Below are 15,076 nucleotides of genomic sequence, written 5' to 3'. Positions count from 1 at the left end.
AAAGTTTAAATTCATCCCTATGATCAGTAATACCCAGGCCGGTGAGTTGTATGAAGCCCAGAAAGCATATTTTGATTCGGGGGCTACCCTGCCATATAATTTCCGGAAAGCCCAGCTGAAGCGGTTAAAGAAGGCCATTGAGCAGTACGAAACCCGCATCCTGGACGCGTTACATCAGGATTTACACAAGCATCCGATGGAAGCCTATTCCAGCGAGGTGGGGTTTTTATATGAAGAAATCAGTTTTATCCTGGAACACCTCAAAGAGTGGATGCAACCAGAAGTGGTGACCAGTCCGCTGGTGACGTATCCGAGTAGCAGCAGGGTATACCGGGAGCCGCTGGGCCTTACGCTAATTATAGCCCCGTGGAATTACCCCTTTATGCTGTTAATCAGCCCGCTGCTGGGCGCCATTGCCGGGGGAAATTGCGCGATACTCAAGCCTTCTGAACTGGCTCCGGCAACATCTGCCCTGCTAACAGCACTGATAAAGGAAACATTTGATCCAGCCTATATAGCCATTGTGGAGGGAGATGGCGGTGTGGTGATTCCAATGCTGATGTCGTACCGGTTTGATCATGTTTTTTTCACCGGTAGCATACCGGTGGGTAAAAAGATTATGGAGATGGCGGTGCCGCACCTGACGCCTGTAACGCTGGAATTAGGTGGAAAATCGCCCTGCGTAGTGGATGAAAAGGTAAATGTAACGGTAGCGGCTAAACGGATTGCCTGGGGGAAATTCTGGAATGCCGGCCAAACCTGCGTGGCACCTGATTATATACTGGTACATGAAAATGTGCAGGCAGCCTTTACGGATGCCCTTAAGCAGGCTATCAGGGAGTTTTTTGGAGATGACCCTGCTGCCAGCGCCGACTATGCCCGGATGATCAATGAAAAACGTTTCGACGTGGTGGCAAAGTACCTGGAACAGGGCCATATTGCCCATGGTGGCCAAACGGACCGCAACAGCAAATACATAGCCCCTACCCTGCTGACAGATGTGGAATGGGATGCCCCGGTAATGCAGGAAGAGATCTTTGGGCCGGTATTACCCATCCTGCCTTATAAAACGCTGGATCAGGCGATAGCAGCTATCCGTAAGCTTCCTTATCCGTTGGCATTATATGTATTTACAAAAAGTAAGAAAACGGAAAGGGCTTTAATTGAGCAGGTACGCTTTGGCGGTGGCTGTATCAACAATGCACTGGTGCATTTAACCAATCCTGAAATGCCGTTTGGAGGCACCGGATATAGTGGGATGGGGCAATATCATGGCAGGTACAGCTTTGAAACGTTTACACATCCGAAGAGTGTGTTGAAAACGGGTACCTGGCTGGATGTGCCAACGAAGTATCCGCCGTTTAAGAATAAGTTGAAGTTGCTGAAGAAGATTATGTAGATGGAGATGCGACCTTGGGTGTCATCTGGGCGGTTACGCCCTGCGCGCGGGGCCACTTTAGAAATTAATGCAGGGAATCAACAAACTTTAAATAAGAAAGGCTGCCAACCGGCAGCCTTTCCCTTTGCACACTATAAATTAACCTTGTTAATTTTCTTAGGAATCTTCACCTCTAACGTTTGAGATGCACCATTTCGTATAACCTTGGCCGTTATATTTGCCTTTTGCTGGTTAAAACGATAGGCATTTGCCACGTCGCGGGCTGATTTTACAGCTGTTCCGCCAAACTCAGTCACGATATCATCGTTTTGGAACCCTGCTTTTTCAGCAGCAGAGCCTTCCTCCACATCTGAAACCTTAGCACCTTTGCCATCTTCGGTATCTTCTACCTGCAAGCCTAAACGAAGATTGCTGCCTCCGCGGCGGAAGGAGAAATTATCATTCATTTCCGGTCCCTGGAAGTTAAAGAACCCGCCGCGGTTGCGATCAGGGGAAGGCATCAGCAGCTCCATGCCGCCTTGCTCCTTACGTTCGTCGAGGGTAACGGTTGCCTGCGTTTCTTTTTTATTTCGTGTGTACGTGATGGTTATTTTGTCGCCCGGGTCGTAAGTACCGATGGTTTCATACAACTCTTTAGGCTCGGCAATTTTTTTTGCGTCAACGCGGGTGATGACATCACCTGCTTTGATACCTGCTTTGGCGGCAGGACTGTTAGGAGAAACTGTTTTCACCGTAACGCCGGCTGCTTCTTCCTTTTCAGTTATTACGCCTAATAATGCTTTATTAGGTTTGATGTTGAATACCTGGGGTCCATCTCCTTCCTCCGCGTCATCATTATCGTTGAAGAAGTTGAATCCGTTCATGGAACCGCCCATCCCCAGGGAGTTGCCGTCCATTGGAGTGACCTTACGTTTGAAAACGGAAATGTCAGGGCTATTGTACTGGTCTACTTTTTTCCCGTCTACCAATACTTCCCCGTTTTTGATTTCTACGGTTACTTTGCCGTCGTTATTCCCTTTGCGTTTGATGATGATTTCATCAAATTCTCCCAGCTTGTCTTTTGACTGTTGTGCATGCACGGTGGTAGTCAAGAGGCTGAAGCAGGTGAAACCTGCAATAGATAATGTTTGCAGTAACTTGCTCATATGCTGTTCTATTTAAATTTAATTTACGCCAACAAATTTAATAAGCCAGTAAACTAAGGAAAAGTTAAAACCGCTGAATCAGCGGATTCATGCGACCAAAAGTAAACAGGGCGGACGTTTGTTACGCGTCCGCCCTGCATTATAAGGTAAATGTTAAAATCAGTTAATGAGCTGCTGGATAGCTTTGATCACCTGGTCGAGCTTATCAGTTTCCTGGCCACCTGCGGTAGCGAAGGATTTCTGACCACCCCCGCCGCCTTTGATCAGCGGAGCAACGTGTTCCTTGATCAGCTTAGGTGCTTCCCATCCTTTGCCGGCAACGAGACTTTCATCGATGGCGAGGGCCACACTTGCTTTGCCGGCGATGTTGGCAGCAAATACAAGCAGGTGATCCGGCAGGTCAGCTTTCAGTTGGGTGATCAGTTGTTTCAGGCCTTCGGCGTTGTTTACGCTTACTACCTGGCCGAGGAAGTTGATACCATTGATGGACTGAACTTTTGATTTCAGCTCATTACCCAGCTGGCGTACTTTCTCTGCTTCCAGGGCTTCCACCTGTTTTTCGAGGGAAGCTTTGTCCTGCACCAGTGTTTCCGCTGCCTTCACAATCTCTTTAGGATTTTTCAGGGCAGCTTTTACTTCTTTCAGTTGCTGGAGCTGGTTGTTAACGAATGCCAGGGCTTCAGCGCCGGTAACTGCTTCTACGCGGCGTACACCTGCGGCTACAGCACCTTCGGATACGAATTTGAATAAGCCCAGTTCGCCGGTAGCGCCTACATGCGTACCACCGCAAAGCTCTACGCTATAGGCAGGGTCTATCACCACCACGCGTACCACATCTCCGTATTTTTCGCCGAAGAGGGCCATTGCGCCGAGTTGCAGGGCTTCTTCCTTAGGCAGTTCCTTAATAACTACCGGAATGTTGGCGCGGATCTTTTCATTGACGATTGCTTCGATCTGTGCCAGTTCTTCGTCCGTTACTTTAGCAAAGTGGGAGAAGTCGAAGCGCAGACCTTCTGCATTTACGAGGGAGCCTTTCTGCGCTACGTGTGTACCCAGTACCTGGCGGAGGGCAGCATGCAGGAGGTGGGTAGCAGAGTGATGGCGCGCGGTGTCGCGGCGTTTTTCTTTTGCTACCACAGCTTTTACATGTGCCGCCGGGTTTGCAGGCAGTTTATCAGTAAAGTGAATGATCAGGTTATTCTCTTTTTTGGTGTCGGTCACGTGAATGATCTCGTCATCAAAGTAGAGGGTACCGGTATCGCCTACCTGTCCGCCGCTTTCAGCGTAGAAAGGCGTTTTGCTGAGTACCAGCTGGTATTGGTCTTTTCCTTTGGCACTTACGCTGCGGTATTTCAGCAGTTTGGTATTTGCTTCCAGGTTTTCGTAGCCAACGAAGATCACATCAGGCGTTTCGTCGAGTACTACCCAGTCGCTGGTATCCAGTTTGGTAGCAGCACGGGAGCGCTCTTTCTGCTGTTGCATGGCCACTTCAAAACCTTTCTCGTCCACGGAGAATTTGTTTTCCGCAGCAATCAGGCTGGTGAGGTCGAATGGAAACCCGTAGGTATCGTACAGTTCAAAGGCAGTTTGTCCGTCGATGGCTTTGCTGGCAGCTTGCTGCATAAAGTCTTCGATGCGGCGGATACCACTGTCGAGCGTACGGAGGAAGTTACTTTCTTCTTCAAACACTACTTTTTTCACGAAGTCCACCTGTTTTTCTAGTTCAGGGAACACGTGGGAGAACTGGGCAGCCAGTACGGGTACCAGTTCGGCGAGCAGTGGTTTTTTCACATCCAGGAAGGAGAAGTAATATCTTACTGCCCTGCGGAGGATGCGGCGGATCACGTAGCCGGCGCCGGTGTTGGAAGGCAGCTGGCCATCAGCGATGGTGAAGGAGATGGCGCGGATGTGATCGGCGATTACGCGGAAAGCGACGTCGGACTTATCATCGGTGCCTTTATATGTTTTGCCGGTGAGCTTTTCGGTGGTATGGATGGTACCCATGAAAAGGTCGGTATCGTAGTTGGAGGTTTTACCCTGGAGTACGCGTACGAGGCGTTCGAGGCCCATACCGGTATCCACATGTTTGGCAGGCAGTGGCACGAGGGACTTGTCTTTCATACGGTTAAACTGCATGAATACGTTGTTCCAGATCTCGATCACCTGCGGGTCGTCGTTGTTTACGCGGGTTTTACCGTCTACGGCCTGTCTTTCATTGTCCGGACGGCAGTCCACATGGATTTCAGAGCAGGGACCGCAAGGGCCGGTATCGCCCATTTCCCAGAAGTTATCCTTTTTGTTACCAAGGAGGATGCGGTCTTCCGCAATATGTTGTTTCCAGAAATCGTATGCTTCCTGGTCTTTTGGCAGGTTTTCGCTCGCATCACCTTCAAATACGGTTACGTATATACGATCCACCGGTATCTTGTAAACTTCGGTCAACAGTTCCCAGCTCCAGGCGATAGCTTCTTTTTTGAAGTAGTCGCCGAAACTCCAGTTGCCCAGCATCTCGAACATGGTGTGGTGGTAGGTATCGATCCCTACTTCTTCCAGGTCGTTGTGCTTACCACTTACGCGGAGGCACTTTTGCGTATCTGCCACCCTGGTGTGCGCCGGTACCTTATTGCCGAGGAAGTAGTCCTTAAACTGGTTCATACCCGCGTTGGTGAACATTAAGGTCGGATCGTCTTTCAGTACGATAGGGGCAGAAGGCACGATGGTGTGCCCTTTTGACGCAAAAAAGTCCAGGAATTGCTGTCTTATTTCAGATGCTGTCATAAAATATTGATGCGAATTAATATATATTTTATATCTTATTGCTATGTCGGCCAGCGCCAGACTTACGTCTGTATATCAACTAGTTATAAATTTGAACATCAAAAGGTTGATGTTTTAATCTAATTACATTAGGTTTGTGCGCCTTATTTCCCGTCGTGAAACAGGGAGTGCAAAAATATTGAAACCTGTAGGATTATTCAAAACAGGATAGCCTGGCCGGTAAAAAAGTTGGGGGAAAAGGCTGAAAAATATGCCAATTTATTCATCCGTTTTAACTCTAGTGTAATAAAATCTGCTGTCGCAGCGTATAGCTGTGGTAAGAAACGTACACCATTGGTGCAATGAAGAAGGTTAAATATTTCTACAATACTCAAACGTTAAAATATGAGAAGCTCGTAGTATCGCTGCGGGTGAAGGTGCTGCGCATCCTTGGTTTTGTATCGGCGGCTATTGTTACCGGGGCAATATTTCTCTCCTTTGCTTATCGTTTTTTTGCTTCTCCAAAGGAAAAGCTGTTGCAGCGTGATCTGGACGGGATGAAGGAGCGTTACGAAGCGCTGCAGGGCCGTATGAAAGAGGTAAGAACCAAGCTGACGGCGCTGGAAGAAAGGGATAATGATATTTATCGTGTGATATTTGAAGCAGAGCCTATTCCTGACAGCACCCGTATGGGTAAGGTGGTAGCGGATGAAGAGGCGGCACAGCTGCAATCATTTGCCAGCAGTGAAATCATTGCTTCCACCTCGGTATTGCTGAATGAAATTACCAATCGCATCAAGTCACAGGAAAAGTCGTTTGATGAAATTGACAAGCTGGTAAAAAATAAACAGGAGATGTTGGCGGCTATTCCGGCCATCCAGCCTGTATCCAATAAAGATCTTAAACATATCGCTTCCGGTTTTGGATACCGTATCGATCCTATATATAAGATGATGAAGTATCACTCCGGGCTCGATTTCGCGGCCCCGAGCGGCACGCCTATCTATGCTACCGGTAACGGTGTGGTGGAAGAGGCCAGCCTGAGTGATGTAGGTTATGGTAACCACGTGGTGGTGCGCCATGGCTATGGCTATAAAACACTCTACGGCCACATGCTCCGTATGAAAGTAAGGGCCGGCCAGGCAGTAAAGCGCGGCGACGTACTCGGATGGGTAGGTAGCACGGGTAAATCCACCGGACCTCACTGCCATTACGAGGTAATCAAGAACGGAACTAAGGTTGACCCGGTATACTTTTTCTTCAGCGATCTTACTGCTGAACAGTTCGAAACCCTCGTTAAGATGGCCAGATCAGGAAATCAGTCGTTCGACTAATTGTTGCTGATTGCATCCAGATCAATTGTAATATGATTGTTAATGAACTATAAATAGACGAAAGCTGGAGTATTTTGGCTAAATTCATGCTTGTAAAAGATATTTTTCAACGTGTTTTTTACTGCCATGCACCAATTAGACCTTTTCTCCGCAACAGGAAGTCCCCCTCCTTTGCCTTCGGCAAATAAGGCGGCACCCAAGTCTAAAGTAAAAGTGAAGGCGGTGGCCCCCTCCGCAACCGCACTCCCTGCCAATGGCAATGGCCGGAAGCGAGGGCGTAAATCATTGAAAGAATTTTCGGAAGACCCGGATCTGATTATGGAATTGGACAAACTGGCACTGGACAAACAATACTATTCCATCAGTGAAGTAGCTGCCATGTTTAAGGTAAATACTTCGCTGATTCGTTATTGGGAGAATGAATTCGATATACTCCAACCCAAAAAGAACCGCAAAGGTGATCGCCTGTTCCGCCAGGAGGATATTCAGCACCTGAAACTTATCTACCATCTCCTGAGGGAAAGGAAGTACACCATCGAAGGTGCCAAGCAAAAGCTGAAGGAAGACCGTAAGCTGGCAGCCCGCAATTTCGAAATGGTACAAGCTTTGCTAAAGGTTAGAGGTTTTTTGACCGAACTGAAAGATCAATTATAAAATACAAGGTTATGCGATTAAAAATGTTACTATTAGGTGGTGGCTTGCTGCTTTCCTCCCTGACATGGGCTCAATCCAACAGCAACGATAAGGTGCTGAAAGGAAAGATCGACATGAAAACGCTCATGAACGGTAGCGACTACACCTGGTTCTATAAAGGAGTAAACGACTACCAGCCTAATGATAATATGCTCAACTATATCAAATCAAACCGCAGCAACTTCAACGTGGTAGCGGTGCTCGGTACCTGGGATCAAACCAGCCGCGATGTAGTTCCTCAACTCTACAAAGTAATGATCATGGGTGGTAGCCCTGAAGAACAGGTTACCATGTTTGGCGCTGACCAGAAAATGAATACCGACGCGCCTACTGATTACAAAGTAAAAAAAGTACCTACCATCATCGTTTTTAAAGATGGAAAAGAAGAAGGCCGCATTGTAGGTGCACCTAAAGAATCCATCGAGGCGGACCTCTCCCGTATCCTGCTGAAAAGCAGCAAAGGAGATAAGCCTGCGAAAAGCGAAGAATAGATCACTCACCTGACGATATAAAAAAAGGCTGTATCATACTATGATACAGCCTTTTTTATGCAGTTACTTCCGGAAATACTACGATGCATTGTGCAACACCACATTGGTACTGCTGCCCGGCAGCTTGATGCCTTGCTTGTCAAGCGCCTGCATAATCGCCAGGTTTACTTCCTCGCGAAGTGCCGCATACTGTTGCCCATCGATAATGTAAGTGTTGAAAATTACCTGGATCAGTACAGTGTCCTTGTTAAAGTCGTGCAGGTTCACGGTATAGCCCTGCAGCACTTTTTCATTGTTGGACAAAATCGCACGGATATCTTTTAAAATAGCCATAATGCGCTCTGGTGGCGTATCTCCGCTTAGCTCCAGTTTCATGTTTACCCGTTGTTGGGTACGCAGGGAAAGATTATCCAGTATACTGTCCACCATTTTTTTATTCGGCACCGTCACAAAAGTCTTTTCCAGTGTACGTATGCGCGTGCTACGCAGCCCTATCTTCTCCACAGCACCCTGGTAGGAATCCACTTTAACGCTATCCCCTACCCGGAACGGTTTATCAAAGAAAATGATAAATGAGCCGATCAGGTTTTCAATGCTTTCCTTGGCAGCCAACGCCAGGGCGGCCGCACCGATACCAAGACCCGCAATGATCTTTTCCACCAGCGCCACCCCGAATAATATCCGTATAAACGCGATGGCCCCCATGATAAAAATGATGGCCTTGAAGAAGTCCCGGAAAAATATCACAAACTGGTTGTCCGTCATATCCGGGGTTTGATCCGCCTTCTTTTCCAGCACCAGGGCTATGAAATCGATCAGTCGCAGCACGATCCATATGATACTCATGGTCAGCGCCAGTTCCAGCAGCGTGTCAGTCACATGTTGCAGGGTGGCCTTGCCGTATACGTTTACATTCAGGACCGACGGGAACTTGAACCGGTCGATGGTAAACATAAAAGTTACCAGCAGGAAAAAGAATTCCAGTGGCTTCAGCAGCAATTCAACAAAGCTTTTTTGTTCTATCAGCGGCGACCACCGTTTCACCAGCTTGAACAACAAAGCAGCCACTATTTTAGACAGGTAGCGCTTTATAAAGGTCACAAAGAGTAATACCCCTATCAAAATCAGGTAGTCCCTGATCGGGTTATCGAGGATAATGGTATCCAAAAAATTCTTCATAGTCACGAGAGGAGAATGTTATAACCGGGCAATTTCCGGAAATTCTGGTGTATTTAGATCAGCCTGGTAATGTTTTCGGTGAGCAGGAGCACGCCGGGCCTGGTGCCAGGCGTAAAGCTGCCGTAGGTGTTGCCAATGCCCAATGCGGCGGCGCCATTGCTGGTGGCCCATTGGAGTACTTCTTCCAGTGGAATATCGGGGAAATGTTCCCGGATGGTTTTGACTTCTTCCCAAACAGACAACTGGTGATTAGACGCCAGGCTATCCGTGCCAATGGCAATATTGCATTGCATTTTCCGCAGCAGTGCAATGTCCGGAAGGCGATTTTCTATGTACAGGTTGGCGTTGGGGCACAGGCACCACCAGGTTTCCAGCGGTTGCGACTGTGCAAAGCGGATGTCCTGCTCATTGGAAAAAGTATTGTGCACCAGCAGTATTTTCTGGCCGGAAAAATAAGGCAGATAAGCTTCCAGGCTGTTGGTGCCGCTGGCCTGGAACCCGGAAATGTCCATTTTAAAAGTTTCGTAAAACGCCATAAAATCCCCTGATTTGCTGTTATACAGCTGGTTTTCGGCGGCTGATTCCTGGTTATGTATGCTTACCGGGGTATTTTTTGGGGTAGATGCCAGTTTCGCAAATAAAGTTTTACTCACAGAATAGGGTGCGTGCGGTACCAGTGAGCATTGGTGCAGGCGGCCGTTGATCTGCCGGAAAGCTTCCAATACGCCCATGCTGTAGTCATAGCGACTATCCGCGCCTGCATCTGCCACGCCCATGCATTCCACGAAAGTGTGGAAATAGAGGGGGCTGTTTTGTTTTTGTTCCAGGGAGATGTTACCGTTGCTGATATCGCCTACCGCGCTGATGCCGGCTTCCCACATGGCCTTTGCGGCGGAGGCCATGGCCGCTTCCTGGTTGTTGGCGCCATTACCCCTGAGCTGCATCACCTGCGTCAGGAAAGATGGCAGCCCTGTTTTTTCAGGAATCACCCCTTTCATGTGGGATAATTCCAGGTGACAATGAGTATTTACAAATCCGGGGAGGAGAATTCCGTCTACTTCCTGTACGTTTTCACCAGCGCTTGAATCGTCGGGAATGCCAGTCACCACGCCGGTTTCGTCGAGTATAAGCACTTTATTTTCCCCTAAAAAACGGTGCCCGTCAAATATGTCTTTTCCCTTTAATTTGATCTGTTTCAACAACCCTGGTGTTTAATTACGTGAATGATGTTAATTTTGCATCCCGATTGAGTAGCGTTTCTACCCCATTGGGTGGTATACTCAAAAGTCAAAGATAATTATGATAGACAAACTGGAAGCTATAAAAGGCCGATTTGAGCAGGTATCATTGGCCCTTACCAACCCTGAGGTGGTAAGTGATAACAAAAAGTTTGGCCAGCTGAGTAAGGAATACCGTCAGTTGGAGAAGATTGTGAAGGCGTATGATGCCTATCGTAATCTGCTGGACAATATTGCGTTTAATAAAGAAGTACTGGATAGCGGTGATGAGGAGATGCGGGAACTCGCAAAAGCCGAAACCGAGGAGCTCCAGGAGCAGAAAACGGCTCAGGAAGAGCTGATCCGCAACCTGCTGATTCCAAAAGACCCGCAGGATGAGAAGAACGCGATGCTGGAGATCCGTGCAGGTACCGGTGGTGATGAGGCCAGCCTGTTTGCAGGGGACCTGCTGCGTATGTACCTCCGTTTCTGCGAGCTGAAAGGCTGGAGTACCAGCGTGATCACTGAAAACCCCGGTTCTGCCGGCGGTTATAAGGAGGTAGTGCTGGAAGTAACCGGCGACGATGTATATGGTACCTTGAAATTTGAATCAGGCGTACACCGTGTACAGCGTGTACCAGCTACCGAGGCTTCCGGCCGTGTGCATACCTCAGCGGCAACCGTAGCGGTACTGCCTGAGGCGGAAGAGGTAGACGTGGAGATCCGTGATGCGGATATCAAAATGGATACTTTCCGTTCCAGTGGTGCAGGTGGTCAGCACGTAAACAAAACTGAATCTGCCGTACGTTTAACGCACATTCCTACCGGTGTGGTAGTAGAGTGCCAGGAAGGCCGTAGCCAGCACTCCAACCGTGATCTGGCGATGAAAATGTTGCGTACCCGTATCTATGAAGCAGCGGTACGCAAGCATGAAGATGCGATTGCCAGCCAGCGTAAGAGCCTTGTATCTACCGGCGACCGCTCAGCAAAAATCAGAACGTATAACTATCCACAGGGCCGTGTAACGGATCACAGGATCGGGATGACCGTATATAACCTGGATGCGTTTATGAACGGCGATATTAAAGATATGGTGGAGGCGCTTGCCTTTGCTGAGAATGCCGAAAAGCTGAAGCAGGGTTCCTGATAACCAGGCTGCTGCAGTTTTTGCCGGTGCCTGCGGCACCGGCAAAAACTGCGAGGGATAAAGTGCCGCAGGCACTTTATCCCTCGCAGTTTATTAACACAAATCTTTTCACTGATCTGTCCGTATCTACTGGAAAAATCCTACATTTAATCTAGTTCGTGAAACCATATTTTCTCCCCTACTTTTAAATCAAACTATCATGTTCGAGCAATTACTGCAACTGGTTCAGGAGCACGCGCAAACTGCCGTGGTGAATAATCCTGCTGTTCCTAATGAGCAAAACCAGGCGGTGGTGCAGGCCGCCACTGAATCAATTACTTCCAGTCTGCAACAGGAGCTGGCCAACGGAAATACTGCCGGCGTACTCAGCTTACTCGGCGGACAGTCGGACACCAATGCTAATCCGTTAGTAAACAACATTTCCAACAATTTCCTGGATACACTGTTAAAGAAATTTAACCTCGATAAAGGTGCGGCCACACAAATTGCCGGCAGCCTGATTCCGGCGGTGCTGGGTTCCCTGGTAAATAAAACAAATGACCCTTCCAATAAAGGTTTCAGCCTGGATGGAATCCTGGGTTCCTTAACCGGTGGTGCCTCCTCCGGCCTGGATCTGAATGGTATCCTGGGTAAGCTGAAAGGTGGCCTGGATAAAGACGGCGATGGTGATGTGGATTTCAACGACCTGAAAAATGTGCTGAGCAACGGTGCGAAGCAACAGCAGGGAGGAAACAGCGGAGCTGGTTTTGGTGATGTGCTGAAGAATCTGTTTGGGTAATCCCGGAGGTATATCGTTTATAATTGTTGATTTTTCTATATTTTTTAATACCTGTTAAACAGGTATTTGCCAGGTTGTTTGGACTTTGGCAGTATATTTGTTTAGCTGGAAAATGACGGAGAGCCGTCATCTTCATAATTACATAATACCTTCATATTTAAAATTACTATGATGAAAAAATTGAATGTTCTGGTAGCAGTGGTCTTATCCGTAACAATGCTGTTTAGTTGTAAAACCTGGCAGAGCATGGACAATACTAAGAAAGGTGCTGCGATTGGTGTAGGTGGCGGTGCTGCTGCAGGTGCCGTAATCGGTAAAGTAGCTGGTAACACTGCATTAGGAGCTATCCTCGGTGCTGTTATTGGTGGTGCCGGTGGTGCTATTATCGGTAAGAAGATGGATAAGCAGGCACAGGAAATTCAGAACGAAGTTCCAAATGCGACAGTAGAGCGTGTAGGTGAAGGTATTAACGTGAAATTTGATGCTGGCGTACTGTTTGGATTCGATAAATCCGACTTGTCTCCTGCTGCACAAACCAGCATTACTCAGCTGGCTGAAGTACTCAATAAGTATCCTGATACTTATGTTCGTGTGGAAGGACATACCGATTCAAAAGGTACAGATGAGTATAATATGGGTCTGTCACAGCGCAGGGTTAACAGCGTAACCGCATTCCTGACCAAACAGGGTGTAGCTGCTTCCCGTATTCAGGGTTTTGCATATGGTGAATCACAGCCAATTGCAGACAACGAAACGGAGGAAGGCCGCGCTAAAAACCGCCGTGTTGAATTCTCCATCTTTGCGAACGACAAAATGAAAGCTGACGCGAAGAAAGAAGCAGGCCAGCAATAAGAAAGCATTTTAAGTACACTTATTTCTCATAAGCTGAAAATACATTCCCTCCTGGTTTCAGGAGGGATTTTTATTTTCCGGGAGTTTGTTCTTTTTTGTTATCAGGGAGATGAAGAGCTTAAATACGAACACCCCTGCGATAGCGCCAATGGTATCGGCTACAGCGTCCACCATGTCGAAGCTGCGGCCTTCCGCATAATATTTTTGTATGAACTCGATTGCCAGGCCGTAAGCGGCCGCAAAAAGCACAAACAGGACCTGCAGGCCAGTGGAGACCTTCTTTTTCTGCCAATAGATCGCGAGGTTGAAAAAAAATACGATTCCGCCGAAAAGGCCGAAGTGCACGATTTTATCGAAATGGATTTTTTCAAGAAAGGAGTTGGACGGAACGTCCTTACCTGGCATTGTGCAAAGTACCATAATCAATATCACCCAGAAGGTAACAGGCAGGAAATATCTTTTCTTCATTTACCGTTGGCTCCTTTATGTATTTATGCACGAAGGACAACGAGGCGCATATGATAACGCGGCCTGTTGTCCTTCGTAAGTATAGTTAGTATGATTATCGTGGCTTATTCAGCTACCAGCTTAGCGTAAGCAGCAGCAGTCAGCAGACCTTCAACGTCTTTTGGATTCTTAACGGTAACTTTTACCATCCAGCCTTCTCCGTATGGATCTTCGTTAACCAGTTCTGGACTACCTTCCAGTTCTTCGTTAACCTCGTTGATAGTGGCTGCTACAGGCAGGAACAGATCGGAAACAGTTTTCACTGCTTCTACGGTGCCAAATACCTCTTCCGCTTCGAGGGATTTACCCACGGTTGGAATATCAACAAAAACGATGTCACCCAATTCACGTTGAGCAAATTCAGTGATACCGATGATAGCTGTGTTACCCTCTAACAGAACCCATTCATGGTCTTTGGTGTAGCGCAGATTGTCCGGAAAATTCATACAAGTTTGATTTTTGAGCCGTAAAAATACAGAAAGTTATTTTACAACGAGTTTAATACTAAAAGAATAGCCATTTTTTCTTGAGCCTTATTTTCATCGGGATATCTGTTACCGGGCGGTCGTTTTTATCAGTTTTGTTTGCTGCAATCTTGTCGATAATATCGATGCCTTTGATCACCTGTCCGAACACGGTATAGCTTTGATCCAGGTGTGGGGTGCCGCCCTGGGTTTTGTAAACTTCCCGTTGATCCACGGGGATTTTGCGGCCTCCCAGCCGGGTTCTTTCGAGGGTGTCCAGTTGCCCGTCAGTGAAAACTTTGCCCTGTACGAGGTAGAACTGGCAGCCGGAAGATGCTTTATCAGGCCGGTTTTCCCTGGCAGCAGCCAAAGCTCCTTTCCTGTGAAACAGGTCCAGTTCAAATTCCGCAGGCACCGTATAACCAACATCTCCTTCGCCTAATTGTTGACCAGGCTTAGCATGTTTTGAGTCCGGGTCGCCACCCTGGATCATAAAATCTTTGATCACCCGGTGAAACAGGGTACTGTCGTAGAAGTGACGGCGGGTAAGTTTGATGAAGTTATCCCGGTGCTGGGGCGTTTGGTCATAGAGCTTTACAATCATGGTACCGTAAGGGGTAATTATCTTTACTTTACGGTTTTTGGCGAAAGCTACAGCTACCAGTAACAGCAGGGTGCCAAGGAGTAACAGTTTTTTCATAAATAGCGGTTAGTCTTCGTGTTCGTTAAAGTAAACAATGATGTGTTCTTTTAAAAACTGCTCCTGTTCGGCCATTTCCATTTTCGGAACGGGCTGTACTTCCCTGAAGTGCGGCCATCCGTCCTTGTCGTAGCCTTCCAGCTCAAAGTAGCCACTCTGGCTGAGCAAGGTGCATACGGCTACATGCATCAGGTCCTGTTTCTGTTCTTTAGAATATTTCTTCTTAAGATTATTTAACTCGTTCATGCCTATGAGAAAAAGGATCGCTTCCATATTCGGGGTTTTACCGAATCTTTCTGTGAGCATTTCTTCTATAGGTTTCCAGCGTTGCGCAAAGTCCTCCATAGTCTATATATTTAGCTTGAGCAGCAAATGTACATCAAGCTAAAAATATTATGATAAAATGGGGTGCT

General features: G+C 47.5%; 15 protein-coding genes. 7 read left to right on the top strand and 8 right to left on the bottom strand.

Annotated features, from left to right (window positions below; translation table 11 throughout):
* Window positions 1-19 precede the first annotated feature (19 nt).
* A complete protein-coding gene (locus tag BUB18_RS13855; RefSeq protein ID WP_073082746.1) occupies window positions 20-1,399 on the top strand; it encodes an aldehyde dehydrogenase in 1,380 nt (459 codons plus the stop codon).
* Between the two features lie 131 nt (window positions 1,400-1,530).
* Here the strand turns inward: BUB18_RS13855 and BUB18_RS13850 are convergent, their stop codons facing one another.
* The gene (locus BUB18_RS13850) at window positions 1,531-2,544 is read right to left on the bottom strand and encodes a PDZ domain-containing protein (protein WP_073081888.1); all 1,014 of its coding nucleotides are present in this window, start codon (window positions 2,542-2,544) and stop codon (window positions 1,531-1,533) included.
* Between the two features lie 159 nt (window positions 2,545-2,703).
* Window positions 2,704-5,322, bottom strand: a complete 2,619-nt coding sequence (gene alaS, locus BUB18_RS13845; protein WP_073081886.1) for an alanine--tRNA ligase — start codon at window positions 5,320-5,322, stop codon at window positions 2,704-2,706.
* Window positions 5,323-5,663: 341 nt separating this feature from the next.
* Between alaS and BUB18_RS13840 the strand changes: the two genes are divergently transcribed.
* The 3 genes from BUB18_RS13840 (at window position 5,664) to BUB18_RS13830 (ending at window position 7,819) form a co-directional block, all read left to right on the top strand.
* Window positions 5,664-6,635 carry a M23 family metallopeptidase gene (locus BUB18_RS13840; RefSeq protein ID WP_073081884.1) on the top strand — a complete coding sequence of 324 codons (972 nt, stop codon included), beginning with the start codon at window positions 5,664-5,666 and terminating at the stop codon, window positions 6,633-6,635.
* A gap of 126 nt (window positions 6,636-6,761) precedes the next feature.
* Entirely contained in the window at window positions 6,762-7,289 is a 528-nt protein-coding gene (locus BUB18_RS29985; protein WP_245805666.1) for a MerR family transcriptional regulator, read from the top strand.
* Between the two features lie 11 nt (window positions 7,290-7,300).
* Entirely contained in the window at window positions 7,301-7,819 is a 519-nt protein-coding gene (locus BUB18_RS13830; RefSeq protein ID WP_083549963.1) for a thioredoxin family protein, read from the top strand.
* Window positions 7,820-7,897: 78 nt separating this feature from the next.
* Here BUB18_RS13830 and BUB18_RS13825 read toward each other — a convergent pair whose 3' ends face one another.
* Both BUB18_RS13825 and BUB18_RS13820 read right to left on the bottom strand, forming a co-directional pair.
* Window positions 7,898-8,998 carry a mechanosensitive ion channel family protein gene (locus BUB18_RS13825; RefSeq protein WP_073081878.1) on the bottom strand — a complete coding sequence of 367 codons (1,101 nt, stop codon included), beginning with the start codon at window positions 8,996-8,998 and terminating at the stop codon, window positions 7,898-7,900.
* A 53-nt stretch (window positions 8,999-9,051) separates the two neighbouring features.
* Entirely contained in the window at window positions 9,052-10,197 is a 1,146-nt protein-coding gene (locus BUB18_RS13820; RefSeq protein ID WP_178372139.1) for an amidohydrolase family protein, read from the bottom strand.
* Window positions 10,198-10,297: 100 nt separating this feature from the next.
* Between BUB18_RS13820 and prfA the strand changes: the two genes are divergently transcribed.
* The 3 genes from prfA (at window position 10,298) to BUB18_RS13805 (ending at window position 12,992) form a co-directional block, all read left to right on the top strand.
* Window positions 10,298-11,362 (top strand): peptide chain release factor 1, encoded by a 1,065-nt coding sequence (gene prfA / locus BUB18_RS13815; protein WP_073081875.1) that lies wholly within the window; start codon window positions 10,298-10,300, stop codon window positions 11,360-11,362.
* A gap of 199 nt (window positions 11,363-11,561) precedes the next feature.
* Entirely contained in the window at window positions 11,562-12,140 is a 579-nt protein-coding gene (locus tag BUB18_RS13810) for a hypothetical protein (RefSeq protein ID WP_073081872.1), read from the top strand.
* Window positions 12,141-12,386: 246 nt separating this feature from the next.
* On the top strand, window positions 12,387-12,992 hold the full coding sequence (locus tag BUB18_RS13805) for a YiaD family glycine zipper/OmpA-like lipoprotein (protein WP_245805665.1): 606 nt from the start codon (window positions 12,387-12,389) through the stop codon (window positions 12,990-12,992).
* 57 nt (window positions 12,993-13,049) lie between these two features.
* On the opposite strand, the gene BUB18_RS13800 is transcribed toward BUB18_RS13805, so the two are convergent.
* The 4 genes from BUB18_RS13800 to BUB18_RS13785 all read right to left on the bottom strand — a co-directional run bounded on the left by BUB18_RS13800 (window position 13,050) and on the right by BUB18_RS13785 (window position 15,008).
* Window positions 13,050-13,460, bottom strand: coding sequence for a VanZ family protein (locus tag BUB18_RS13800; RefSeq protein ID WP_073081857.1), 411 nt, complete (start codon window positions 13,458-13,460; stop codon window positions 13,050-13,052).
* 104 nt (window positions 13,461-13,564) lie between these two features.
* A complete protein-coding gene (gcvH, locus tag BUB18_RS13795) occupies window positions 13,565-13,945 on the bottom strand; it encodes a glycine cleavage system protein GcvH (RefSeq protein ID WP_073081854.1) in 381 nt (126 codons plus the stop codon).
* 58 nt (window positions 13,946-14,003) lie between these two features.
* The gene (locus tag BUB18_RS13790) at window positions 14,004-14,663 is read right to left on the bottom strand and encodes a peptidylprolyl isomerase (protein ID WP_073081851.1); all 660 of its coding nucleotides are present in this window, start codon (window positions 14,661-14,663) and stop codon (window positions 14,004-14,006) included.
* 9 nt (window positions 14,664-14,672) lie between these two features.
* Window positions 14,673-15,008, bottom strand: coding sequence for a hypothetical protein (locus tag BUB18_RS13785; RefSeq protein ID WP_073081849.1), 336 nt, complete (start codon window positions 15,006-15,008; stop codon window positions 14,673-14,675).
* Window positions 15,009-15,076: the final 68 nt, after the last annotated feature.

Origin of the sequence: Chitinophaga jiangningensis (genome assembly GCF_900142605.1) — a bacterium.
Lineage (GTDB): Bacteria > Bacteroidota > Bacteroidia > Chitinophagales > Chitinophagaceae > Chitinophaga > Chitinophaga jiangningensis.
This window is presented reverse-complemented; position numbering and strand designations above follow the sequence as displayed.